The sequence below is a fragment of the Bradyrhizobium tropiciagri genome (assembly GCF_018130545.1).
GTDB classification, from domain to species: Bacteria; Pseudomonadota; Alphaproteobacteria; order Rhizobiales; family Xanthobacteraceae; genus Bradyrhizobium; species Bradyrhizobium tropiciagri_A.
Window position 1 is genome coordinate 97,217 of record NZ_JAFCKF010000001.1, and the last position, 24,233, is coordinate 121,449.

Genomic DNA, 24,233 nt, shown 5'->3' on the forward strand with positions numbered 1-24,233 from the left:
GCAGCCCATCCCGTGCACCATTGTGCTCCAGGCGGATTGTTCATCCATGAGTCAATACATCCTGCGTCGCCTGATGATCGCGATTCCGAGCCTGCTCGGAATCTCGCTCGTCCTGTTCGTCGTGCTGGCGCTCGCGCCGGGCGATCCGTTCAGCGAGCTCGCGACCAATCCCAACGTGCCGCCCGAAGTGCAGGCGGCGCTGCGCGCCAAGTTCGGCCTCGATGACCCGATCTATCTCCGCTATTTGCACTGGCTCGTAGCGATGGCGCAGGGCGATTGGGGCTTCTCCTTTGTCAGCCGGGTCGATGTCGACACGCTGATCCTGCAGCGGCTGCCGACCACGCTTTACGTCGTCGGCTCGTCGCAGCTGCTGGCGCTGCTGATCGCGATCCCGGTCGGCGTCTTTGCCGCCACCCGGCCCTATTCGATCTTCGACCAGCTCGCCAATACCTTCGCCTTCATCGGCTTCTCGCTGCCGACCTTCTTCACCGGCATCCTGTTCATCCTGGTGTTCTCGGTGAAGCTGGACTGGCTGCCCTTCGTCTACACCGAGGTGCCCGGCAGCGGCATCAAATGGGCGCTCGAGATGATCCGGCAGGCCATCATGCCGGTGATGGTGCTCGGCCTGTTCCAGGCGGCATCGATGACCCGCTTCGTGCGCTCGGCGATGCTCGACGTGATCCGGCTCGACTATGTCACCACCGCCCGCGCCAAGGGACTGGGGCAGGCCAAGGTGATCGTCAAGCATGTGATGCGCAATGCGATGATCCCGGTGGTCACGCTGATCGCACTGCAAATACCCGCCGTATTCGGCGGCGCCATCGTCACCGAGCAGATCTTCCGGATTCCCGGCATCGGCTCACTGCTGATTTCCTCCATCCTCGCCAACGATACGCCGGTCGTGATGGCCGTGACCTTCGTCTTCGCGTGTCTCGTGGTGCTGTTCAACCTGATCGCAGATGTCCTCTATGGCTGGCTTGACCCTCGCATCTCCTTCCGCTGAGCGGCGCGGCTATTCGCCCCTGCGCGAAACCTGGCGGCGATACCGCCGGCACAAGCCGGCCGTGGTCAGCGCCGTGCTGCTGCTGCTGCTGATCGCGGCGGTCGTGATCGGCCCGTTCGTCTGGCGCGTCTCGATCAGCGATATCGACGTGCTGGCGGGCATGCAGGGGCCGTCGCTGGCGCATCCGTTCGGCACCGACGATCTCGGCCAGGACCTGCTCGCCCGTATGATCTATGGCGGCCGCATCTCACTTGCGGTCGGCCTCGCCGCGATGCTGGTCTCGGTGTTCGTCGGCACGTTGATCGGTGCGCTCGCCGGCATGTCGCGCGGCGCGCTCGGCTATGCGCTGATGTGGCTGACCGACCTGTTCCTGTCGTTGCCGCAGCTGCCGCTGCTCTTGATGCTGATCTATCTGTTCCGCGACGGGCTGAAGGCCGTGTTCGGCCCCGAAGGCGGCATCTTCATCCTGATCGTGCTGGTGATCGGCGGTCTGCGCTGGATGCCGGTGGCGCGGCTGGTGCGCGCCCAGTTCCTGTCGCTGCGCGAGAAGGAATTCGTCGAGGCGGCGCGCGCGCTCGGCGCGAGCCCGGTGCGCCAGGTGATCCGCCACATCCTGCCCAATGCACTGGGCCCGGTGATCATCGCCGGCACGATCGACGTTGCCGCCGCGATCATCGCCGAATCGACACTCTCGTTCCTCGGCCTCGGCTTCCCGCCGGATACGCCGACCTGGGGCCGCATCCTCTATGACGCCAAGGACTTCCTCGACATCGGCCCGCATTGGGCGCTGTTTCCGGGCGGCGCGATCTTCATCGCGGTGGTCGCCATCAACTTCATCGGCGACGGGCTGCGTGACGCGCTCGACGCCCGCAAGGTGATCTGATGGCGCTGCTCGACATCAAGGGCCTGAAGACCCATTTCTCCACCGACGACGGCATCCTGCAGGCGGTCGACGGCGTCGATATCAGCATCGACCGCGGCGAGACGCTGTGCGTGGTCGGCGAATCCGGCTGCGGCAAGACCGTCACCGCGATGTCGATCCTGAAGCTGATCGCAATGCCGCCAGGCAAGATCGTCGCAGGCGAGATCATGTTCGAGGGCCGCGACCTGGTGCCGCTGACCAGCCATCAGCTCGACGACATCAGGGCCAAGGAGATCGGCTTCATCTTCCAGGAGCCGATGACCTCGCTCAACCCGGTGCTGACCATCGGCGAGCAGATCTCCGAGAGCCTGCGCCGCCACGAGGCGATGACCAAGAAGCAGGCGCTCGAACGCACCATCGAGATGCTGAAGCTGGTGCAGATCCCCAATGCCGCGGGCCGCGTGCATCATTATCCGCACCAGTTCTCCGGCGGCATGCGCCAGCGCGTGATGATCGCGATGGCGCTGGCCTGCCGGCCCAAGCTCGTGATCGCGGACGAGCCGACCACCGCACTCGACGTCACCATCCAGGCGCAGATCCTCGACCTCTTGCAGGACATGAAGGAACGCTTCGGCATGGCGGTGATGCTGATCACGCACGCGATGGGCGTGGTCGCCGAGACCGCGCAGCGCGTCGTCGTGATGTATGCCGGCAAGGTGGTGGAAGAGGCGCCGGTCGACGAATTGTTCGGCAACCCGGGCCATCCCTACACCCAGGGCCTGATCCGCTCGATCCCGCGCATCGATCTCGACGCCGCGCACAAGACGAGGCTGGAGGCGATCGGCGGCTCGGTGCCGATCCTGATCAACCCGCCGCCCGGCTGCCGGTTTGCGCCCCGCTGCAAGCACGCCATGAGCGTCTGCACCGAACGGGAGCCGCGGCTGCGCGAGATCGCGCCCGGCCATCGCATCGCCTGCCACCTCGGAGACGCGTCATGAGCGAACCGCTGCTGCGCGTGTCCAATCTGAAGAAGCACTTTCCGGTGCTGGGCGGCCTGCTGTCGCGCGAGGTCGGCCAGGTCTATGCGGTCGACGGCGTGTCGTTCTCGGTCAATCGCGGCGAGACGCTGGGACTGGTCGGCGAATCCGGCTGCGGCAAGTCGACCACCGGCCGCTGCGTGCTGCGGCTGATCGAGCCGACCTCGGGCGACGTCGTGTTCGACGGCCGGAGCGTAACGGGTCTCGGCGGCGGCGATCTGCGCGCCATGCGGCGCAACATGCAGCTGGTGTTCCAGGACCCGTTCGCCTCGCTCAACCCGCGCATGACGGTCGGCGCGATCCTCGGCGAGCCCTTCATCATCCATAATCTCGTGAGCTCGGCCAGCGAACGCGAGGACCGCGTCGCAAGCCTGCTGGTCAAGGTCGGGCTCAAGGCCGAGCACATGCGGCGCTACCCGCATGAATTCTCCGGCGGCCAGCGCCAGCGGATCGCGATCGCCCGCGCGCTGACGCTGGAGCCGAAGCTGATCGTGTGCGACGAGCCGGTCTCGGCGCTCGACGTCTCGATCCAGGCCCAGGTGATCAACCTGCTGGAGGACCTGCAGGCGGAATTGAACCTCACCTATCTGTTCGTCGCCCACGATCTCTCTGTCGTCGAGCACATCTCCGACCGCGTCGCGGTGATGTATCTCGGCCGCATCGTCGAACTCGCCAAGGCCAGCGATCTCTACCGCAACCCGCAGCATCCCTACACCAAGGCGCTGCTCTCGGCAGTGCCGGTGGCCGATCCCAAGGCGAAGCGCGACCGCATCCGCCTGAAAGGCGACGTGCCGAGCCCGATGAACCCGCCGCAAGGCTGCCACTTCCACACCAGATGCCCGATCGCCGAAGAGCGCTGCCGCCAATCCGCGCCGGAGCTGCGGGAAGGCAGCAACGGGCATTCGGTGGCATGCCATCTGGCGTAGGTGTGCCCCTGCGACGATCGAGTTGTCGGCGTGCCGCACCACTCCCTCACCGTCACCCTGAGGAGCGCGTAGCGCGTCTCGAAGGGTCGACGGTCACCAGCCGGGCCGTGCATCCTTCGAGACGCCGCTTCGCGGCTCTTCAGGATGACGGTGTGGAGAGCGTTGCCCGAAGACTAGCGCTTCCGCTTCTTCACAGATTTCGTCTTGGCTTTCGTCTTGGCCTTCGGTTTGGCCTTGGTCTTTGCCTTCGGCCGTGAAGCGGGTGCATCACCCTCCTCCGCCTCGCTCGCCTCCGCCCGCAATGTATCCAGCAGCCAATCACGAAACGCGCGCATGCCGGGCGTCACCTCCCGCGACTTCAGCCAGGTCAGCCAGTACGAACCCGCCGGGACCTCGGCCGCGAACGGCCGCTTGAGCCGGCCGGACACGAGCTCATTGTTGAACATCGCGATCGGCACCAGCCCGACGCCGACGCCGCGTGCGGCGGCCTCGGCCATCGCCACCGAACTGTCGAAGATCGGCCCCTGGATCTTCGGACACGGCGCGCCGGCCACCGCGAACCACAGCGGCCATTCTTCGGCGCGATAGGAACGCAGCAGGAATTCCTGCGCGAGGTCGGACGGCTTGCGCAGCCGGCCCGCTACATCGGGGCAACACACCGGCGACAGCGGCGCGGACAGCAGATGGATCGCCTCGGTGCCGTGCCAGGAGCCGTCGCCGAAGCGCAGCGCGAGGTCGAGCCCGTCGCCGGCGATGTCGACGCGGTTGTTGTTGGTGAGCAGGCGCAAGTCGATATAGGGATGCGCGCGCTTGAAGCGATCGACCCGTTGCAGCAGCCATCCGGTCGCGAACGTCGTGACGCAGCCGACGGTGACGACCTCGCGCGTGCCCTTGGCTTCGATGCGGTCGATCGCGGCCCCGATCCGGTCGAGCGCGTCCGACAGCACCGGCAGCAGCGCCAGCCCCTCGTCGGTCAGCACCAGTCCGCGCGGCAGCCGGCGGAACAGGCTCGCGCCGAGTGTGTCCTCGAGCTGCTTGACCTGATGGCTGATCGCGGTCTGGGTCACGCGCAGCTCCATCCCCGCTCGGGTGAAGCTGAGCAGCCGCGCGGAGGCCTCAAAGGCGCGCAACGCGTTCAGCGGGAGATGTCGGCGCATGGCATCATGACCAAGTTTTTCTCATGCCTCGCTGTATAAATGATAGTTTGTGCGCCGTCACGCCGCCCGGCAGGTTCGCGCCGCCAACGGAGACGGGACATGCTGACGAGACGGACATTTGGATTGCGTGCACTGGGCCTTGCAGCATCGTGCACCCTGCCACGGCCGAGCGCCGCGGCGGGACAGAGCGCTGCGGCAGGTGCAAGCGAGGCGGCGCGACGGCTGCAGCAGGAATTTGCGCGCATCGAGCTGGCGACCACCGGCCGGCTCGGCGTCGCCGCGCTCGACATGGAGACGGGATTGCGCGCGAGCCACCGTGGCGACGAGCGGTTCCCGATGTGCAGCACCTTCAAGGCGATGCTGTCAGCTGCCGTGCTGCACCGGGTCGACCACGGTGAATCCAGCCTCGACCAACGCGTGCAGATCGAGGCCAAGGATATCTTGGCCTACGCGCCCGTGGCCAAGCAACACGTCGGATCGAGCATGACGCTGTCCGAGCTCTGCGAGGCCGCCATCACCCTCAGCGACAATACCGCCGCCAATTTGCTGCTGCGCGAGATCGGCGGACCGGCCGGCTTCACCAGCTTCTTCCGCAGCATCGGCGACAATGTCAGTCGGCTGGATCGCTGGGAGGTGGAGTTGAACGAAGCCGTGCCCGGCGATCCGCGCGACACGACGAGCCCGGTCGCGATGCTGAAGGATCTGCAGCGCGTGGTGCTCGGCGATGCCCTGCAGCCCACGTCGCGCCAGAAGCTGATCGACTGGATGCTCGCCAACAAGACCGGCGACACGCGGCTGCGCGCCGGCGTGCCGCGCGATTGGCGGGTCGGCGACAAGACCGGCACCGGCGAGCGCGGCACCTATAACGATATCGGCGTGTTCTGGCCGCCCGGCCGCAAGCCGATCGTGGTGACGGTCTATCTGACCGGCGCGAGCGCACCGGTGGCCAAATGCGACGAGGTGATCGCCAATGTCGCGCGCGCCGTCGCCAATGCGAGCACCGGGCAGAGCGGCTAGAGCGGCATGACTACGCCGCGCAGCGCAAATTCGCTGCGCGGCTTGATATCGCTGCGCGGCTTGGCAGCAACGCAGGATCATGCGACGCTCGATCCGAATGGCGATGCGCTCGGCAGGCCATCCGGAGGAGCACGTCTTGGTTCGCCGCATCGCCCTCGCCGCGCTGCTTGTCGCAGGCCACGTCCACAGCAGCCTTGCCGCGGCCGACCCGGCACGGTGCCGCGAACTGATCCGCAAATACGAGACCGACAAGGCCCAGCTCAGCGCAATCGAGATATCGCTGACCTTGTTCGCGGCCGCCAACGCCGACTGCATCAACCTGGCCACCGATCTGCTCGACCACGGCGCCTCGGTCGATGCGCGGGATCGGCTCGGCGCAAGGCCGTTGAGCCACGCCGCCCGTTCCGGCCATCTGGATATGGTCGACCTGCTGCTGGCGCGCGGCGCGCCGGTCGACGCCCGCAACCTCGCGGGATCGACCGCGCTGTATCTTGCCGCCGAGCGCGGCCAAGTCACGATCGTGCAGCGGCTGATCGATCGCGGCGCCGACGTCAATCTCACCGGACGGAGCGGCGCCTCCCCGGTCGCGGCCGCCGCCTATGCCGGCCGGGACATGGTGGTGCGCATGTTGCTGGCGCACGGTGCCGACGGCCGCAAGGCCGACGACACCGGCAAGCCGCCGATCGTGTATGCCGCCGCCGGCGGTCAGCTCGGCATCGTCAAGCAGCTGCTCGCGCGCGATATCGACATCAACGCGCGCTACTCCAACGATCTGACGCTGCTGATGTGGGCCGCCGGACCGGACGAGGCCGTGCCGGAAGCGCAGGCGCTCGAGGTCGTCGCATATCTGCTGGACACCGGCGCCAAGGTCGACGATCGCGACGCGCGCGGCCGCACGGCGCTGATGATCGCCGCCGAGGGCAACCATCCCGCGATCGCGAAAGCGCTACTGGCCCACGGCGCCGATGCGGCGCTGGCCGACAAGGCCGGCAAGCACGCCGCCGACCTCACCATCCTGTCGGCGCTGCGTGAAGAGCTGACGCCGCGCTGAGACGGCGCGCCGCTCATAGCCCCGCCAGATACTCCACCAGCGCGGCGAGATCGTCGGGCGACGTCGCCAGCATCAGATCGGACATGCCGGGATTGTTGCCGCGCGCGCGGTTGCGGAAATCGGCGATGGTCTTGGCGAGGTAATCCCGTCCCATCCCGGCTAGCCGCGGCACCGTGCCGTCGCCCTGGAAGCGATCGAGATGGCAGGCCGGGCAGCCGACCGAGGCGCTGGCACTCACCGCCTTCGCCGCGACGTCCTTTGGCGCGCGCGGCTGGCCGAGGTCAGGCCACGGCTTCTGCGAGAAATACTCTGCGATCGCCAGCATGTCGTCGCGCTCGAACTGCGTCGCGATCGGCTGCATGATGTCGCTCTTGCGATCGCCGCGCTTGAAGTCGCGGAGCTGGATATAGAGATAGCCGGCCTGCTGGCCCCAGATCGTCGGAATGGTCTTGTCGACCGGCTTGCCGTCGGCACCATGACAGCCGGCGCAAACCGCAACCTTGTCCTCGATCGTCTCGGCGCGCGTCGCGGTCACCATCAGCAGCAGCGCGGCGCCGCAAATCATCCATTTACGGAACATTGGCTCATCCAAACAAAGCAGAGGCGGGACCGAACCGGCCCCGCCTCGTCGTCAGTGGTTACACGCGATTATGCATCCCGCCTTGGCTCAGTCGAGCGTGAAGGCGATGATGTTGTTGCCACGCTTGTAGTCGAGCTGGGTGTTACCGCCCGCGCCGACCACGACATATTGCTTGCCGCCGATCATGTAGCTCGACGGCGGCGCGTTGACGCCGGCGCCGGCGCGGAAGCTCCACAACTCCTTGCCGTTCGACGAATTATACGCCGCGAACTTGCCGTTGCCTTCGCCGGTGAACACCAGACCGCCGGCCGTGGCGAGGATGCCGCCGATCATCGGCTCGGGCGTCTTGACCTGCCACTTGATCTTGCCGGTGTTGTAGTTCACCGCCGTGATGTTGCCCGATTGCTTCTCGCTCGGGATCACCTTGAAGGCGCCGCCCAGCCACAGCTTGCCGTTCGGATAGGCCGAGCTTTCGACGTGGTAGGTCATCGGCTGGTGCAGGTTGATGGCGTAGGCCAGCTCCTGTCCCGGATCGGTCGCGATCGGCGACCACTCGACGCCGCCATTGGCGCCCGGCAGCATGCGCGCGCCTTCCTTGGTCGGCAGCACCCACATGTTCTCCTGCGGCACCATCGCCTCGGAGAAGCGGATCAGGCTGCAGTCCTTGCGATCGTGCACATAAATGTGCCCGGTCTTGCCGGCATGGATGACGCCGGGAATGGTCTTGCCATCCTTGTCCTTGACGTTGACCAGCACCGTCGGGCTGACCGCGTCGAGGTCCCACACGTCGTGGGCGATGTACTGGAAGTGGCAGACATACTTGCCGGTGTCGAGATCGAGCGAGACCAGCGAGTTGGTGTAGAGGTTGTCGCCGGGCCGGTTCGAGCCGTCGAGGTCGGGCGACGGATTGCCGACCACGAAGTAGATCCGGTTGGTCGCGAGATCGACCGACGGGTTCTGCCAGACGCCGCCGCCGAGCTTGGCATAGGGATCGCCGATCTTGGCGAGCACGTCCTTCTCGGCCTGGATATTGCGATGCATGTCGCGGCCGGTGGCGTCCTTGGTGGCCCAGACGCCGACCGAGTTCTCCGGAATGGTGTTGAAATTCCAGAGCTGCTTGCCGGTCTTGGCGTCATAGGCGCGCACGAAGCCGCGGATGCCGTATTCGCCGCCATTGGTGCCGATCAGCACCTTGTCCTTGACCACGGTCGGCGCCATCGTCTCGCTGTAGCCGAGTTCGGGATCGGCGATGTTGGTGGTCCACACCACTTCGCCGGTCTTGGCATTCAGCGCCATCAGCTTGGAATCCAGCGTCGCCAGATAGACGCGGTCGCCGAGCACCTGAACGCCGCGATTGTTCGGACCGCAGCAATAGACGGTGATCGGGCCCATCTTGTGGGCGTAGTGCCAGAGCTGCTGGCCGGTCTTGGCGTCGAGCGCATAGACATGGCTGAACGACGTCGTGACATACATCACACCGTCGACGACGATCGGGGATGTCTCGAGCGACTCCTTGACGTCGGTCTGGAAGATCCAGGCGACGTGCAAATTCTTCACGTTGTCGCGGCCGATCTGCTTGCCCGGATAGAACCGGGTCTGCGCGTAATTGCCGTTGGTGAGCAGGAAGTCCTTGGCGTTCTTGTCGGCGGCGTTAAGCTGCTCCTGGGTCACCGGAGAAACAGTGGCGTTCCCGAGGACCGACTGCTTCTCCTGCTTGACTTCCTGAGCGACGGCAGCGCCCGACAACAGGCCAACGCCGAGCGCGGCGGCAAATGCCGCAAGCCCTTTCACATACATGTCTTCCCCCGTTATTTCTTGGTTGCGATGTCAGGGATGGGTTTTGCTACTTCCCCTTCGAGGCCTGGCCGCCGGAGCGAGCGCGCAACCGTCGCGTGGCCTGGTTGCGCTGCAATAGATGATCAAAAAAAAGACGACGACAGGTATCGATGGATGGGTTCCATGTTAGCGCCGTCTTTCACAAAGACAACCGATGCGCTGAATGCGAAGCCGGAACTGCCTGCGCTCGCGCGCCCAAATGCAGCAAACGCGGGCTGACATCAATCCAAGCGATATCGGGAGCTTCCGCCGCTTTCACGCATCGCGGAAGACATTCGCCTTCGCAGGCGCAGCAAGCAAAATGAGACTAAGCGTCAAGCGACGGCATCGCGCGTGGAGCAGCGCCGGCAGAGGCCATCAACCTCCGCCGGCGACCGCCTATTCCCAGGACCAGGTCGAGAAGTCGTTCTCGAATTGCGGGACTTCCTTCCACACGCCCTTCAGCTTCTTGCTGGCGATCGTGATCCATTGCGGCTGAAACAGGAAGCCGGCAACCGCGTCGGTCGCCAGCATCCGCTGCGCATCGCCGAGCAGTTTCGCTCGCCCAGACTCGTCGGGCGTCGCCATGATCTGCTGGTACAGCGCGTTGAATGCCTCGGACTTGTAGCCGAGATAGTAGTCGGGCTCGGTCAGCTTGACGAGATCGAACGGCTCGACATGAGAGACGATGGTGAGGTCGTAATTGTGCGGGCCGGTGAACACCTGCGACAGCCACTGCGCCCATTCCACGTTCTCGATCTTGGCAATGATGCCGACCTTGGCGAGTTGCGCTGCGAGGATCTCGCCGCCCTGCCGCGCGTAAGCCGGCGGCGGCAGCTTCAGGCTGAGCTCGAGCGGCGTCTTGACGCCGGCCTCCGCCAGCAGCTTCTTGGCGAGCTCCGGATCATAGGGATTGATGCCGGTGGTATCGACATAACCGAGCGAGCCCGGCGTGTAGAAGCTGCCGATCGGCGTGCCGAAGCCGTCGACCGCACCGTCGATCATCGCCTTGCGGTCGATCGCAGCCAGGATAGCGCGGCGAACGCGGACGTCGTCGAGCGGCTTCTTGCGCTCGTTGATGCCGACGATGGTCTTGGCCTTGGAACCGCCGATCAGGACGCTGAAGCGCGGATCGGCCTTGAACTGCGCGAGGCTGCGCGCCGCACCGACCCGCGGAAAGGCATCGACATCACCCGACAGCAGCGCCGCGACTTGCGCCGCGGGATCGCCGATGAAGCGGATCGTCACCTTGGCAAGCTTGATCGCAGCGGCGTTGCGATACTCCGGCCATTTCACCAGCGTCATCGACGATCCCTTGGCCCAGCTGCCGAGCGTGTAGGGCCCGGTGCCGACCGGCTGCGTCACATCGGTCGGCGCGCTCTTCGGCTCGACGATCGAGCCCGACGCCTGACCCAGCAGGAACGGCAGGTTCGGCTCGGAATATTTGAGTGCAATGACGATGGTGTCCGCATCGGGCGTCGTCACCGACGTGAAGGCCTGGTACAGGCTCCGGTCCTTGTTGGTCGAGGCCGGCGCCGCGGCGCGCTCGTAGCTGAACTTCACGGCGGCGGAATCGAACGGCTCGCCATTGTGGAATTTGACGCCCTTGCGCAGCTTGAAAGTATATGTCTTGAGATCAGGCGAGGCCTGCCAGCTCTCGGCGAGCAGCGGCGACACCGAGCCGTCCTCGTTGATCTTGGTCAGCGTCTCATAGATGTTGTAGAGCGTGACTTCGGCGATCGCCGCGGCTGCTGCGTTGGTCGGATCGAGCCCCGGCGGCTCCAGCGTCATGCCCATTACGACGCTGTCTTTCTTGCCCTGCGCGAGGCTCGGCAGCGGCGCTGCGGTGAGCATGGCGACCGCCGCGATGACGCACAATTTCCTCAACATTGCTCTGCTCCCCGGACGTGTTCTTTGCTCAATCTAGGCCGACCCCGCACAAAAGACTAACCGGCCTCCGCGACCACCGGCGGCAGCGCCATCACGGCTTCGGCGTGGTGGCAGGCCGCCAGATGGGCATCTCCCATGGTGCGTAGCGCAGGCGCGGTCTCGCGACAATGCTGGTCGGCCAGCGGACAACGCAGTGCGTAAGGGCATCCGGCCGCGGCCGACGCCTGCGAACCGATCGCCTGCGCCCCGCGGCGGCGCCTGATGCCACCGGGGCGCGCCCGCGGAACCGCATCGAGCAGCGCGCGCGTATAGGGATGAGCAGCGTGCGCGAACAGATCGGCCGGCCGCCCCTGCTCGACGATCCTCCCGAGATACATCACCGCGATCTCGTCGCAGAGCAGATCGACCACCGCAAGGTCATGGCTGATCAGGATGTAGCTCAGGCCGAATTCGTCCTGCAGGTCCTGCATCAAGTTGAGCACCTGCGCCTGCACCGAGACGTCAAGCGCGGAAACCGGCTCGTCGGCGACGATCAGCTTCGGCTGGGTGATCAGCGCCCGCGCGATCGCGATACGCTGACGCTGGCCGCCGGAGAACTCGTGCGGGAACTTGTCCATGTCGGCGTCGCGCAGCCCGACCTGCCGCAATACCTTGGCGACGCGCTCGCGCAGGCTGTTGCGATCGATCCCTCCAACCGCAGTCAATGGTTCGGCGACGATGCGCGCGATGGTCTGCCGCGGATCGAGCGAGCCGTAGGGATCCTGGAACACCATCTGGAAATCGCGGCGGGCACGGCGCAGTTCATCGGGCGGCATCTGGTTGAGGTCGCGGCCCATCAATTTGACCTGCCCCGATGACGGCCGCTCCAACGCCATCACCAGCCGCGCAAAGGTCGATTTGCCCGAGCCGGACTCGCCGACCACGCCGAGGCTCTTGCCCGGCATCACCCGCGCCGTGACGCCGTTGAGCGCATGCACCTGCGCCGCCGGCTTGAACAGGCTTTCACGCGGCAGCGTGTAGCGTTGCTCGAGGTCCGTCACCTCGAGCAGCGGCACGGCGGATGCGGTTGATGCCGTCATGCGCCGACGTCCCCGGCGGCCATCGAGACGTCGGTCCGGATGCAGCGCACGCCATGGCTGGCGCCGACATCGACCACGGCCGGCAGCGCCACCCGGCAACGTTGCTCCACGATCGCGCAGCGATCGGCGAAGCTGCAGCCTGCGGGAAGATCGGCCAGCTCCGGCACAGTGCCCGCAATGGTCTTGAGCCGCGTCCCCTTGCGCGCACCGAGCCGCGGGCGGGCGCGGAACAGGCCCTGCGTATAGGGATGGCCCATCCGCGTGAACACGGCATTGGTTTCGCCGCTTTCGACGACGGTGCCGCCATACATCACCATCATGCGCGCGACATTCTCGGCGATCACGCCGAGATCGTGCGAGATCAGGATCATCGCCATGCCGCGCTCCTCGACCAGGCCGGCGATCAGATCGAGGATCTGGCCCTGGATCGTGACGTCAAGCGCCGTGGTCGGCTCGTCGGCGATCAGGACGTCGGGTTGGCAGGCCAGCGCCATCGCGATGGTGATGCGCTGGCGTTGGCCGCCGGAAAACTGGTGCGGATAGGCATCGATGCGCTTGGCCGCATCGGGCAGTCCGACGCGATCGAGCAAGGCGATGGCCTCTTGCCGCGCCTCAGCCGCCGAGACGCCTGTATGGCGCAGCAAGGGCTCGGCGACCTGATGCCCGATCGTGTGCATCGGATTGAGCGCGGTCATCGGCTCCTGGAAGATCATGCTGATGCGGTTGCCGCGCAGCTTGCAATAGGCCTTATCCGGCAATTCGACGAGCTCCGTGTCATCGAGCCGGATGCTGCCGCTGATCACGGCGCTCTCCGGCAACAGCCCCATCAGGGCCAGCGCCGTGACCGACTTGCCGCAACCGGATTCGCCGACCAGCCCGAGCGTCTCGCCGCGGCGAAGCGCAAAGCTGACGCCGCGCACCGCTTGCGCCGGGCCGCGGCTGGTGTTGAGCCGGACGCCCAGGTCTTTCACCTCGATCAGCGGCGCGCCACTCATGCTCAACGCTCCCGCGCCAGACGGGGATCGAGCAGATCGCGCAAGCCGTCGCCGAGCAGATTGAGCCCGAGCACCGCGATCGCGATCGCAGCGCCGGGATAGACCGCGAGCATCGGCGACTGGAACAGCAGGGTTTGCGCGTCGTTGAGCATGCGGCCCCAGGACGGCTGCGGCGGCTGGGTGCCGAGCCCAAGATAGGACAGCGCGGCTTCGGCGAGGATCGCGAGCGCAAACTGGATCGTCGCCTGCACGATCAGGATCGACAGGATGTTCGGCAGCACATGCTCGATGGTGATGCGGAATGAACCCTTGCCGGCCGCACGCGCGGCCAACACGAATTCGCGGGCCCAGATCGCATTGGCCGAGCCGCGGGTAACGCGAACGAAGGTCGGGATCTGGAAGATGCCGATCGCGGTGGTCGAGGTCAGCATGCCCGGCCCTGCGACGGCGGCCAGCATGATCGCCGACAGCACCGCGGGGAACGCGAAGGTGAAGTCGCTCAGCCGCATGATGAGCTCCTCGATCCAGCCCTTGCGGGCTGCTGCGATCAGGCCGAGGCAGACACCGAAGGTGAGGCCGATGCCGACTGCGATGACCCCGACCATGATGGTGGAGCGCGCGCCGACCAGGAGCAGCGAGACGATGTCACGGCCGAGCACGTCGGTGCCGAGCCAGTGCGCCGCCGACGGCGGATGCAGTTTTGACGCGACATCGATGTCGTAAGCCGACCACGGCGTCCAGACCAGCGACAGCAGCGCGGCGCCGAGCACCAGCAGGCTGAGCCCGGCACCGAGCACGAAGCTGCGGTGGCGCAGCGCACGGCGCCAGAAGCCGGTCGCAGGCCTCGCGCCGGGCGCGATGGCTGCCGCTGCGGCGGACGCGGTCAGCGGCGCGCTCACAGGTTCGCCACCTTGATGCGCGGATCGATGAAGGCATAGAGCACATCGACCACGAAATTGACGATCACGACCATGGCCGCCAGCAGCATCACGCAGTTGCGCACCACAATCAGGTCGCGGTTAGCGATCGACTGGAAGATCAACCGGCCGAGGCCCGGAAGATAGAACACGTTCTCGATCACGATGGTGCCGGCCAGCAGATTGGCGAATTGCAGGCCCATGACTGTCATCACCGGGATAATGGCATTGCGCAGCACGTGGCGCCACAGCACCTCGCGCTTGCCGAGCCCTTTTGCGCGCGCGGTGCGCACAAAGTCCTCGCGCAGCACCTCCAGCACCGCCGAGCGGGTGACGCGGGCAAGGATCGCGGCCTGCACCACGGCGAGCGAAATCGCCGGCAGCAGCAGCGAGCGGATCCCGGGCCAGATGCCGTCATCCCAGCCGGCGAAGCCGCCGGCCGACAACAATTGCAGCTTCACCGAGAACAGCAGGATCAAAAGAATCGCGAACCAGAAATTCGGCAGCGCGATGCCGATCTGGGTCAGCGACATCACGCCGACATCGCCGAGCTTGTTGTGGTTGGCGGCGGTGTAAATACCGGCGGCCAGCGCCAGCGTCACCGTGATCAGCATCGACATGATCGCAAGCGGTATGGTCAGCACCAGCCGCTCCGCGATCAGGCCGGACACCGGCGTGCCGTAGACATAGCTGTTGCCGAGATCGCCGACCGCCATGCCCTTGATCCAGAGCAAATAGCGAACCGCAAGCGGCTGATCGAGCCCGAGCTTGACGGTGAGCGCGTGCACCGCATCGGGAGAGGCGTCGGCGCCCATCAGCATCTGGGCCGCATTGCCGGGCAGCGCGTCGAGCACCAGGAAAATGATCAGCGACGCCGCGAACAGCGTCGCCACCAGGGTCAGGATCCGCCGCAGGAAGAATACGCTCATGCCCGCCCGAGGTGTGAGGACCAGGCCGCAGGTTTCAACATGTTCGCGCGCGAATGCAAGCCCTTCGCCGCGCCGTTCATGACGCGACGACCGGCCAGCGCCCGAGCAGACCGCTCGCCTGTTCGAACAGCGCCGCGACGCGCAGGAGTTCCGCGTCGGCCCGGAAGCGGCCGACCAAATGCAGGCCGATCGGCAGGCCATCGCGGCCGAAGCCCGCTGGCATGCTGACCGCGGGATGCCCGGTCATGTTGAACAGCATGGTCCATGGAAACCAGTGCGGCCGCACGCTGTCAAAGCTCTGCCCATCGATGTCGATGCTGCCGAACAGATCCTGGTCGATCGGCAGCGCCGTGCGGGTGAGGGTCGGCATCGCAAGCCAGTCGCCTCGCGCGAGCAGTGACTGCACGCGGCGGAACAGAGCGGTGCGGTCGAACATTGCCTGCTGGTAGTCGATGCCGCTCACCTTCGCGGCAAGCGCGAGCTGCTTCAGGAAGGTCGGGCTGAGATCGTCGGGATGCTCGGCCGCGAGCTTCTCGAACCGGGTGCGCCAGACCGTGTGATTGATGGCGCGCCAGATCGGCTCGATGTCGAAGCCGTCACCGGAAAACTCCTCGAGTTCGGCGCCGAGGCCGGCCAACCGATCGAGGCTCGCCTTGAATGCAGCGGCGACATCCGCGGTGACCGGCCGGCCCGGAGGCGACAAGCAGAACAGCACCCGCCTGCCCTTGAGGTCGCCGCGCGGCGCCGCAAGGTCGAGATAGTCAGGCACCGGCACACCGATCGACCAGGGATCGGACGGATCCTCGCCGGCCATCGCCTGCATCATCAGCGCGGTGTCGGCGACTGTGCGCGTGGTCGGCGTGACATAGGTCTGGTTGCCGAAGGCGTCCTGCACCTGACTGTGCGGGATCACGCCGTTGCTCTGCTTGATGCCGACCACGCCGTTGCAGGCAGCGGGAATCCGGGTCGAGCCGCCGCCATCGGTCGCAACTGCCAGCGGCGCGATGCCGCTCGCGACCGCGACTGCCGCACCGCCGCTCGAGCCGCCGCTGGAGCGCTCCGCGCTCCACGCATTGCGGGTGCGGCCGAACAGCGGCGAGTCGGTCAGGCACTTGCTGCCGAACTCCGGCGTCGTGGTCTTGCCGATCAGGATGCCGCCCTGCGCATGGAGCCGAGCCACGGCCACGGCATCATGGTCCGGCACATTGTGCTGATACGGCACCGCGCCGAACGTCGTGCGCACGCCCCTGGTGCTGACGATGTCCTTCACAGTGAAGGGGATTCCGTGCAGCAGACCGAGCGGCTCGCCGGCCATCACCTTTCGCTCCGCGGCCCTCGCCTGCGCCATCGCTTCGTCGCCGCACAGCGTAATGAAGCAGTTCAATTCGGGCTGCAACCGCTCGGCACGGCCAAGCACCGCAGCCGTGACCTCAACGGGAGATATTTCCTTGGCACCGATGCGCGCGCGCAACTCGGTCGCCGGCAGAAGACAGGGATCTCCACTCATTCCGAGGCAACTCTCCTGAAGCCGCTCCGCACGACCGCGTTGACAGCCAGAATGCCTCCCATGTTAACTCGGCGTCCAATACGAATTTGAAGACCAACCCATACGTTTTCGGTATGCCTATGGATTTGCGTCGGCTTCGCTACTTCGTCGCCGTGGCTGAGGAGCGCAGCGTCGGCAAGGCCGCCGAGCGGCTGCGGATGGCGCAGCCGCCGCTGTCGGTGCAGATCCGCAAGCTCGAGGCGGAGCTCGGCACGGCGCTGTTCCGCCGCGGCACGCGCGGCATGGATCTGACGGAGGCCGGCCTCGCGCTGCTGTCGCGGGCGAGCGAAGCGCTAGCGCTGGCCGAGGAAGGCATCGAGGCCGCCCGCGCGATCGCCTCGGGGCAGCGCGGCCGGCTCGCGGTCGGCTACATGTTCGTGCTGGCGAGCGCGCTGTTGCCGCGCCTGGTACCGGAACTGCGGCGGTCGCTGCCCGGTGTCGATCTCGATTTCGTCGAGCTTTCCGCTTCGACCCGCGAAACGCTGCTGCTCGACCGCGCCGTCAGCGTCGCGCTGTGCATGCCGGCGATCCATCACCCGGAGATCCAGGTGGCCCAGATCGGCACGCAGCCGCTGATGCTGGCGATGCCGGCGCGCTCGCCGCTCGCGCGCCTCGCTGCGGTGCCGGTCGGCAGATTGCAAGGACGCCCGCTCATCGCCCTGCCGCGGCCGGAGGAAGAGCCCACCTCATCGGCGGTGTCGGCGATGCTGCGGCGGCATCAGGTCGTGATGCCGATCGTCAGCCGGGTGGAGACGGTGCACTCGGCGCTCAGCCTCGTGCTCGCCGGCGAAGGGCTTTCGATCCTGCCGGCCTGTGCGAAGCTCGGCGCGCCGCCCGGCATCGCGTTCCGGCCCTTCGTCGACATCACTGATGCGATCGAGATCGCGGCCTGCTGGCGGCGCGATTCCTCCAGCCCCTTGATCCGAAACTTCCTCAAGAGCGCCGAAAAGGTCGTTGCGCGGCTGTGACGACTACCACGTGCCTGCAGGCAACTCCCGGCTGCGCGGCGGATCGGCGCCGGCGCGCGTGCAGGTGAATGCCGCGCATTTGCATGCGAATGACAGTGCGCGGGTGAGCTCGGCCGCGGGGATGTCGGCGAGCCGCTGCCGCGCGATCCGGTCCAGCCGATGCAATGCCGCAAGCAGTGCGGCCTGAAAACTGTCGCCGGCGCCGATCGTATCCACGACGGTGACCACTGGTGCCTTGACCTCGCTCGGTCCGGCCTTCCGATGCCAGGCCAAGGCGCCCTCGTTGCCGCGCGTGATGACGACGAGCGACACGCCGCGCGACAGTAGCTCCTCGGCCTGTGGGGCATAGGCTTCGTCGCCGAAGAGATACGCGAAGTCGACGTCGGACATCTTCACAATGTCCGCCTTGCCGCCGAACGCCAGCATGCGCGCGCGATAGGCGTCCTTGTCTTTAACCAAATTCGGCCGGCAGTTCGGATCGAGCGCAATCGTCACATTGGAACGCGCGTCGTCGATGAAGGCCAGGGTCTCGGCCGCGCCCTTGTCATGGACCAGCGTGGTCGAGCCGGTGTGAAGGCAGCTGACGCCATCGAGCGCGACCGCTTCGCGCCGGTAGGTCCAGTTCCGCGAGGCGGTGTCGGCGTCATAGAAGGCGTATTGTGTCTCGGTTCCTGTCACGCGCGCAAAGGCGAGCGTGGCCTGGCGGTTGCTGCGCGTCGCACGACTGAGATCGACGCCTGACGCCGTGGCATGATCGGCGATCATCTTGCCGAACGTGTCGGTGGAGATGCCGCCGACAAAACCGGTGGGAACATCGAGCCGCGCGCTGCCGATCGCAATGTTGAGGCAGGAGCCGCCAACCGCCGGCGTCATGGCCTCGCGTCCGTCCGCGGTCCGCGACGGCAGGAAATCGATCAGCGCATCTCCGCAGCTCAGCAGCATGCAAACACCTTAACCCAGCGCCTCGCCGGGCGACTGCTTCATCGCCTCGCGGCTGTCGCGATCAAGCTGCCGCAGCATCTTGTGCACACCGCGCTTCCGGCGGTGGAAATCGGCAAGCTCGGGCTTGGTCGGTTCGCTCAACCGCCCGAGCGCCGACATGCCGGCCATCGCGGCATTGATCGAGTTGTGCGCGCCGCTGGCGACTGCACCCAGCATCGCGGCGCCCAGCAACACGGGTTCCTGGGTTTGCGGCAACGCCACCGTGTAGCCTGTCGTGTCGGCCATGATCTGGCGCACCAGGGGGCTGCGGCTGGCGCCGCCGCCGATCACGATGGTCTTGCCGTCGACACCATGGGCCTGCAGCGCCTCAATGACGTCGGCGAGGCCATAGGCCAGCCCGCACAGGCCGGCGATGAACAGTCGCTCCAGCGCCGACACGTCGGTGTCGAGATCGAGCCCCGCGATCACGGCGCGCGAGCCGGGATCGGCATAGGGCGACCGGTTGCCGAGGAATTCCGGCAGGACGTGAACGTTGCGCGCGAGCAGCGCGGCCGCGCCGGCATTGCCGCTGCGCGCCAGGATGCGCTTCTCGAGGTATTCGATGACGTCGACGCCGTCGTTCTTCGCGGCGAGCGAAACCTCGGCATGCGCCGGATGCGATCTGAGCAGGTGATCGATCGCAGCGCCCGCGGCGGACTGCCCGCCCTCGTTCAGCCAGAAGCCCGGCACCATGCCTTCGAAATACGGGCCCCAGACGCCGGGCACGAAGCAGGGCTCGACGGTGGTCGCCATGATGCAGGCCGACGTTCCCATGATGTAGGCAAGCCGCTGGCAGACATCGACCTCGGCACCCGAGCCATCGCGCCCGCCGATCGCGCCGACGCCGCCGGCATGGGCATCGATCAAGGAGGCACCGACCGCGGTTCCCGGCATCAGACCGAGATCGCGCGCGGCATCCTCCGACAGCCCGCGGCCGAGCGGCGAGCCGGGCGGCACGATCTCGTTGCCGATGCGGGCAAAGCGATCGGCGGCGAGCGCCTCGAGCCCGACCCGCTTGAGAAAGGACTCGCTCCAGCCACCCTCGCCCGCGACATAGGTCCATTTGCATGTGACGGTGCAGGTCGAACGCGCCAGCGAGCCGGAAGCGCGAAACGAAAGATAGTCGGCGAGATCGAAGAAGTGCCCGGCGGCCTCGAAGGTCGCCGGCAGATGCCGCTTCAGCCAGAGGATCTTCGGGATCTCCATCTCCGGCGAAATGGCGCCGCCGACATAGCGCAGCACCCGATCGCCGGTCGCATTGACGAATTCGGTCTCGTCCATCGCGCGGTGATCCATCCAGACCACGACATTGCGCGCGGGGTCGCCGGAAGGGCTAACCGTCAGCGGCCGGCCTGCCCGGTCGAGCACGACCAGCGAGCAGGTCGCGTCAAAGCCGATGCCCTTGACGTGTTCGGCGGCAACGGCCGCCTCCCGCATCGCATTGCGCACGGATGCGACGCAAGCCGCCCAGATGTCATCGGAGGATTGCTCGACGATATCGCCGGGCTCGTGCCAGACCCGGATCGGATGCCGGGCCGCCCCCAGCAGCTTTCCGGCTTCGTCGAACACGCCCGCGCGGGCGCTGGTGCTCCCGACGTCCACCCCGATATAGGCTTGCCGCATTTTCGCTCCGTCAGAACGCGACGACGTGTCTTCGAAACGTCATCGCGCCCTTACTTTCTCTGTCAGCATCATCCGGAAAACCGGTCCCACTTTTCCGGATCATGCTTCGGCGCGAGCCTACCAGCAAGTGTAACCGCCATCGACCAGAACGATGCTTCCGGTCATCAGGCTCGCCGCCTCGGAGGCCAGGAACAGGACCACGGAGGCGATCTCGTCGACCTGCCCCATTCGGGCCATCGGAGTTCCACCGATCCAGGCGTCGTACATTCTGGGGCTGTTCTTCACGAAGGCGTTCAGCGGCGTCTCGATATAGGTCGGCGCCACGGCGTTGACGCGGACCCCGCGCGCGCCCCATTCGGCGGCGAGCGATTTGGTGAGATGGTGCACCGCGGCCTTGGAGGCGTTGTAGAAACACTGTTCCTGCGGCTTGTTGACGATGAAGCCGGACATCGAGCCGACATTGACGATGGTGCCGGATTTGGCCTTCAGCATGTGATTGCCGAAGGCGCGGCAGCACCAGAAGGTGCCGTTCAGGTTCACGTCGATGACGTTGAGCCAGTGCTCGTCGGTCACGGTCTCGGCCGGCGTCTCGCTACGCGCGATGCCGGCATTGTTGACCAGGATGTCGACCTTGCCGTATTTGCGGACCAACTCGTCGGCGACCGCAGAGACGCGGCCGGAATCCGTCACGTCCATCAGCGCGATATCGGCGTCAAAACCCTTGGCCTTCAGCGCGGCCTGCGCGTCGTTGGCAACCTTGGCGTCGCGGTCACCGATGATGACCTTGGCGCCGGCTTCGGCCAGCGCCTCGGCACAGGCGAGCCCGATGCCCTGCCCGGCGCCGGTGATGATGGCGGTCTTGCCGCCGAGCCTGAATTTCTCGAGATACATTTTCTTCTTCCTTTGCCTAGAGCCCGCATGTCGCGGGCGTGCCGCCCCGGCCAGAGCGAGATCGACTACGGAGATCGTCCGTGCTTCTTTTGAGCATGCTCTAAGCGCGGATCGATTTTCCGCTGTCGTCGAAACGATGGATGCGCGCCGGATCCGGGATCAGCGACACCTTGTCGCCCGGATGCAGGTCGAGTTCGCCGATGTAGCGCGCGGTCAGCATGCCCTGCGGCCCGGCATCGACGTAGAGGAAGGTGTCGCTGCCGAGATGCTCGGCAACCGAGACCGTGCCGTGCCAGCCCCCCTGCCCGTCGCGCTCGACCTTCAGATGCTCCGGCCGCACGCCAATGGTGGTCGCGCCCTGCTGTTTAGCCAGGTCACCGGTAACGAAGTTCATCTTCGGCGAGCCGATGAAGCCGGCGACGAACAGATTTGCGGGCTTCTCGTAGAGTTCGAGCGGCGAGCCATATTGCTCGATCTTGCCGCCGTTCAGCACCACGATCTTGTCGGCCATGGTCATGGCCTCGACCTGGTCGTGGGTGACGTAGATCGCCGTGGTGCCGAGCTGCTTCTGCAATCGCGTCACCTCGAGCCGCATCTGCACCCGCAGCGCGGCATCGAGGTTCGACAGCGGCTCATCGAACAGGAACGCCTTCGGCTCGCGCACGATGGCGCGCCCGATCGCGACGCGCTGGCGCTGGCCGCCGGAGAGTTCGCGCGGCTTGCGCTCGAGATAGGGCGTGAGGTTGAGCGTCGCCGCGGCGGCCTCGACCTTGCGGTTGATCTCGTCCTTGGCGATCCCGGCCATCTTCAGGCCGAAGGCGATGTTGCCGCGCACGCTCATATGCGGATAGAGCGCATAGGACTGGAACACCATCGACAACCCGCGCTTGGCCGGCGGCACGTCGACCACGTTGCGGCCGTCGATCAGGATGGCGCCGCCGGTGACGTCTTCCAGTCCCGCGATCAGCCGCAGCAGCGTGGTCTTGCCGCAACCGGACGGACCGACGAACACGACGAAGGAGCCGTCGGCGATCTCGAGGTCGGCGCCCTTGATGATGTGGACCGGCCCGAACGATTTTTGCACACCCTGCAGCGTAATCTGACCCATGGAAAAGCCTTTCTGCTACTTGACCGCGCCGAAGGTCAGGCCGCGGACGAGTTGCCGCTGACTGAACCAGCCGAGCACGAGAATGGGCGCGATCGCGAGCGTCGACGCCGCCGACAATTTCGCCCAGAACAATCCTTCCGGACTCGAATAGGATGCGATGAACACGGTGAGCGGCGCGGCCTCGAGCGTCGACAAATTGAGGGTCCAGAACGCCTCGTTCCACGCCAGGATGAGGTTGAGCAGCAATGTCGAGGCGAGCCCCGGCACCGCCATCGGCGTCAGCACATAGATCAGCTCGCGCCCGATCGTGGCGCCGTCCATCCGCGCCGCCTCGAGGATGTCCTTCGGGATCTCCTTGAAATAGGTGAACAGCATCCAGACCACGATCGGCAGATTGCCGAGGCACAAGATGAAGATCAGCCCAGTGCGGGTGTCGAGCAGGCCGACGGAGCGGAAGATCAGGTAGATCGGCACCAGCACGCCGACCGGCGGCATCATCTTGGTGGAGAGCATCCAGAGCAGCACGTCCTTGGTGCGCTTGGTCGGTGAGAACGCCATCGACCACGCCGCCGGGATTGCGATCAGCATCGCGATCAGGGTCGAGCCGCCGGCAATGATGATCGAGTTGAGCGCGTGGTGGAAGTAATCGCTGCGCTCCTGCACCGTGACGTAGTTCTCCGTGGTCCAGTGGAAGAACAGGAAGGACGGCGGGATCGCGAAGGCCTCAAGCTCGGTCTTGAAGCTCGCCAGCACCATCCAGAGGATCGGGAAGAAGATCAGGAAGCCGACCAGCCAGGCGGCTGCCGTCGAGATCACCTTGTGCCGTGTCGTGACCATCCGCGCCATGACGTTACGCCTCCAGATTCCGGCCGACGATACGAACGAGGAAGAATGCGACGATGTTGGCGAGCACCACCGCGACCAAGCCGCCCGCCGAGGCGCTGCCGACGTCGTACTGGATCAGCGCCTGCGAATAGATCAGGAAGGCGATGTTCGTGGTCTGCAGGCCGGGGCCGCCGCCTGTGGTCACGAAAATCTCCGCGAACACCGTGAGCAGGAAGATGGTCTCGATCAGGATCACCACGGTGATCGGGCGCGCCAGGTGCGGCAGCGTAATGTAGATGAATGTCGAGATCGCGCTCGCGCCATCCATCTCGGCCGCCTCCTTCTGCTCCTCGTCGAGCGATTGCAGCGCGGTCAAAAGGATCAGGGTCGCGAACGGCAACCACTGCCAGGAGATGATCAAGATCACCGAAAACAGCGGCGCGTCGTTGAACCAGTCGATCGCCGGCAGGCCGAACAGATGCGCGATCCAGGCGAACAGCCCGGAGACCGGATGCATCAACAGGTTCTTCCAGACCAGCGCGCTGACCGTCGGCATCACGAAGAACGGCGCGATCACCATCAGGCGGACGATCGAGAGCCCGACCACCTGCTGGTCGAGCAGCAGCGCCAGCGGCACGCCGAGGATGATCGTGATCGCGAGCACCGAACCGACCAGCACCAGCGTATTCTGCAGCGAGGCGAGGAAGGCCGGATCGGTCAGGAAATAGCGGAAATTCTCCAGCCCGACGAAGGATTCGGAGCCGGGGTCGAGCAAATTATAATGCAGGGTCGCGAAGTAGATCGTGAGCGCCAGCGGCACGATCATCCAGATGAACAGCAGCGCCACCGCGGGCGTGAGCAGTGTGCGTGCGAGCAGTTGGGTCTGCTGGGTCGCCATCCCCGCCTCCTTCTTCAAGCAAAGGAGCGACCATCCCGCTGCGGGACAGGATGGTCGCGAGTGAGCCAGCTCGGGAGGTCTAAGCTGGTCGGGCGGCCAGGGCGTTCGAGACGCCTTGGCGATCGGATCGCGTCG

The 24,233-nt window shown here is 66.0% G+C and carries 22 protein-coding genes; 7 read left to right on the top strand and 15 right to left on the bottom strand.

The window, feature by feature from the left end:
* Positions 1 to 46: 46 nt before the first annotated feature.
* From JQ616_RS00455 to JQ616_RS00470, 4 genes are read left to right on the top strand one after another with little or no spacing between them, the layout of a single operon-like run.
* Complete coding sequence (locus JQ616_RS00455; RefSeq protein ID WP_212011406.1) at positions 47 to 1,003, top strand: ABC transporter permease; 957 nt, start codon at positions 47 to 49, stop codon at positions 1,001 to 1,003.
* A complete protein-coding gene (locus JQ616_RS00460; protein ID WP_212011407.1) occupies positions 969 to 1,886 on the top strand; it encodes an ABC transporter permease in 918 nt (305 codons plus the stop codon). The genes JQ616_RS00455 and JQ616_RS00460 overlap by 35 nt, the downstream gene beginning before the upstream one ends.
* Positions 1,883 to 2,863, top strand: coding sequence for an ABC transporter ATP-binding protein (locus JQ616_RS00465; RefSeq protein ID WP_212013060.1), 981 nt, complete (start codon positions 1,883 to 1,885; stop codon positions 2,861 to 2,863). The genes JQ616_RS00460 and JQ616_RS00465 overlap by 4 nt, the downstream gene beginning before the upstream one ends.
* Positions 2,860 to 3,828 carry an ABC transporter ATP-binding protein gene (locus JQ616_RS00470; protein WP_212011409.1) on the top strand — a complete coding sequence of 323 codons (969 nt, stop codon included), beginning with the start codon at positions 2,860 to 2,862 and terminating at the stop codon, positions 3,826 to 3,828. The genes JQ616_RS00465 and JQ616_RS00470 overlap by 4 nt, the downstream gene beginning before the upstream one ends.
* A gap of 173 nt (positions 3,829 to 4,001) precedes the next feature.
* Here the strand turns inward: JQ616_RS00470 and JQ616_RS00475 are convergent, their stop codons facing one another.
* Positions 4,002 to 4,985, bottom strand: a complete 984-nt coding sequence (locus JQ616_RS00475; protein ID WP_212011411.1) for a LysR family transcriptional regulator — start codon at positions 4,983 to 4,985, stop codon at positions 4,002 to 4,004.
* A gap of 99 nt (positions 4,986 to 5,084) precedes the next feature.
* Between JQ616_RS00475 and bla the strand changes: the two genes are divergently transcribed.
* The gene (gene bla / locus JQ616_RS00480) at positions 5,085 to 6,002 is read left to right on the top strand and encodes a class A beta-lactamase (RefSeq protein ID WP_249136302.1); all 918 of its coding nucleotides are present in this window, start codon (positions 5,085 to 5,087) and stop codon (positions 6,000 to 6,002) included.
* Positions 6,003 to 6,081: 79 nt separating this feature from the next.
* A complete protein-coding gene (locus JQ616_RS00485; RefSeq protein WP_212011414.1) occupies positions 6,082 to 7,053 on the top strand; it encodes an ankyrin repeat domain-containing protein in 972 nt (323 codons plus the stop codon).
* 13 nt (positions 7,054 to 7,066) lie between these two features.
* Here JQ616_RS00485 and JQ616_RS00490 read toward each other — a convergent pair whose 3' ends face one another.
* The 8 genes from JQ616_RS00490 to JQ616_RS00525 form a co-directional block, all read right to left on the bottom strand.
* Positions 7,067 to 7,633: a c-type cytochrome gene (locus tag JQ616_RS00490; RefSeq protein WP_249136303.1), complete on the bottom strand. Its 567-nt coding sequence runs from the start codon at positions 7,631 to 7,633 to the stop codon at positions 7,067 to 7,069.
* Positions 7,634 to 7,720: 87 nt separating this feature from the next.
* Entirely contained in the window at positions 7,721 to 9,430 is a 1,710-nt protein-coding gene (locus tag JQ616_RS00495) for a pyrroloquinoline quinone-dependent dehydrogenase (RefSeq protein WP_212011415.1), read from the bottom strand.
* Positions 9,431 to 9,847: 417 nt separating this feature from the next.
* On the bottom strand, positions 9,848 to 11,338 hold the full coding sequence (locus JQ616_RS00500; RefSeq protein WP_212011416.1) for an ABC transporter substrate-binding protein: 1,491 nt from the start codon (positions 11,336 to 11,338) through the stop codon (positions 9,848 to 9,850).
* A 56-nt stretch (positions 11,339 to 11,394) separates the two neighbouring features.
* Complete coding sequence (locus JQ616_RS00505; RefSeq protein WP_212011417.1) at positions 11,395 to 12,417, bottom strand: ABC transporter ATP-binding protein; 1,023 nt, start codon at positions 12,415 to 12,417, stop codon at positions 11,395 to 11,397.
* Positions 12,414 to 13,412 carry an ABC transporter ATP-binding protein gene (locus tag JQ616_RS00510; RefSeq protein WP_212011418.1) on the bottom strand — a complete coding sequence of 333 codons (999 nt, stop codon included), beginning with the start codon at positions 13,410 to 13,412 and terminating at the stop codon, positions 12,414 to 12,416. The genes JQ616_RS00505 and JQ616_RS00510 overlap by 4 nt, the downstream gene beginning before the upstream one ends.
* A 2-nt stretch (positions 13,413 to 13,414) precedes the next feature.
* Positions 13,415 to 14,311 carry an ABC transporter permease gene (locus JQ616_RS00515; protein ID WP_212011419.1) on the bottom strand — a complete coding sequence of 299 codons (897 nt, stop codon included), beginning with the start codon at positions 14,309 to 14,311 and terminating at the stop codon, positions 13,415 to 13,417.
* Positions 14,308 to 15,258: an ABC transporter permease gene (locus tag JQ616_RS00520; protein ID WP_212011420.1), complete on the bottom strand. Its 951-nt coding sequence runs from the start codon at positions 15,256 to 15,258 to the stop codon at positions 14,308 to 14,310. The genes JQ616_RS00515 and JQ616_RS00520 overlap by 4 nt, the downstream gene beginning before the upstream one ends.
* Before the next feature lie 76 nt (positions 15,259 to 15,334).
* Entirely contained in the window at positions 15,335 to 16,765 is a 1,431-nt protein-coding gene (locus tag JQ616_RS00525; RefSeq protein WP_212011421.1) for an amidase, read from the bottom strand.
* 119 nt (positions 16,766 to 16,884) lie between these two features.
* Between JQ616_RS00525 and JQ616_RS00530 the strand changes: the two genes are divergently transcribed.
* On the top strand, positions 16,885 to 17,772 hold the full coding sequence (locus JQ616_RS00530) for a LysR family transcriptional regulator (RefSeq protein WP_212011423.1): 888 nt from the start codon (positions 16,885 to 16,887) through the stop codon (positions 17,770 to 17,772).
* A 3-nt stretch (positions 17,773 to 17,775) separates the two neighbouring features.
* On the opposite strand, the gene JQ616_RS00535 is transcribed toward JQ616_RS00530, so the two are convergent.
* The 6 genes from JQ616_RS00535 to JQ616_RS00560 form a co-directional block, all read right to left on the bottom strand.
* Positions 17,776 to 18,714, bottom strand: a complete 939-nt coding sequence (locus tag JQ616_RS00535) for a carbohydrate kinase family protein (protein ID WP_212011424.1) — start codon at positions 18,712 to 18,714, stop codon at positions 17,776 to 17,778.
* Positions 18,715 to 18,723: 9 nt separating this feature from the next.
* Positions 18,724 to 20,376 carry an FGGY-family carbohydrate kinase gene (locus tag JQ616_RS00540; protein WP_212011425.1) on the bottom strand — a complete coding sequence of 551 codons (1,653 nt, stop codon included), beginning with the start codon at positions 20,374 to 20,376 and terminating at the stop codon, positions 18,724 to 18,726.
* 117 nt (positions 20,377 to 20,493) lie between these two features.
* Positions 20,494 to 21,267 carry an SDR family NAD(P)-dependent oxidoreductase gene (locus JQ616_RS00545; protein WP_076866630.1) on the bottom strand — a complete coding sequence of 258 codons (774 nt, stop codon included), beginning with the start codon at positions 21,265 to 21,267 and terminating at the stop codon, positions 20,494 to 20,496.
* A 100-nt stretch (positions 21,268 to 21,367) separates the two neighbouring features.
* Positions 21,368 to 22,375: an ABC transporter ATP-binding protein gene (locus tag JQ616_RS00550; RefSeq protein ID WP_212011426.1), complete on the bottom strand. Its 1,008-nt coding sequence runs from the start codon at positions 22,373 to 22,375 to the stop codon at positions 21,368 to 21,370.
* Between the two features lie 15 nt (positions 22,376 to 22,390).
* A complete protein-coding gene (locus JQ616_RS00555; protein WP_212011427.1) occupies positions 22,391 to 23,221 on the bottom strand; it encodes a carbohydrate ABC transporter permease in 831 nt (276 codons plus the stop codon).
* A gap of 4 nt (positions 23,222 to 23,225) precedes the next feature.
* The gene (locus JQ616_RS00560; RefSeq protein ID WP_024583852.1) at positions 23,226 to 24,098 is read right to left on the bottom strand and encodes a carbohydrate ABC transporter permease; all 873 of its coding nucleotides are present in this window, start codon (positions 24,096 to 24,098) and stop codon (positions 23,226 to 23,228) included.
* Positions 24,099 to 24,233: the final 135 nt, after the last annotated feature.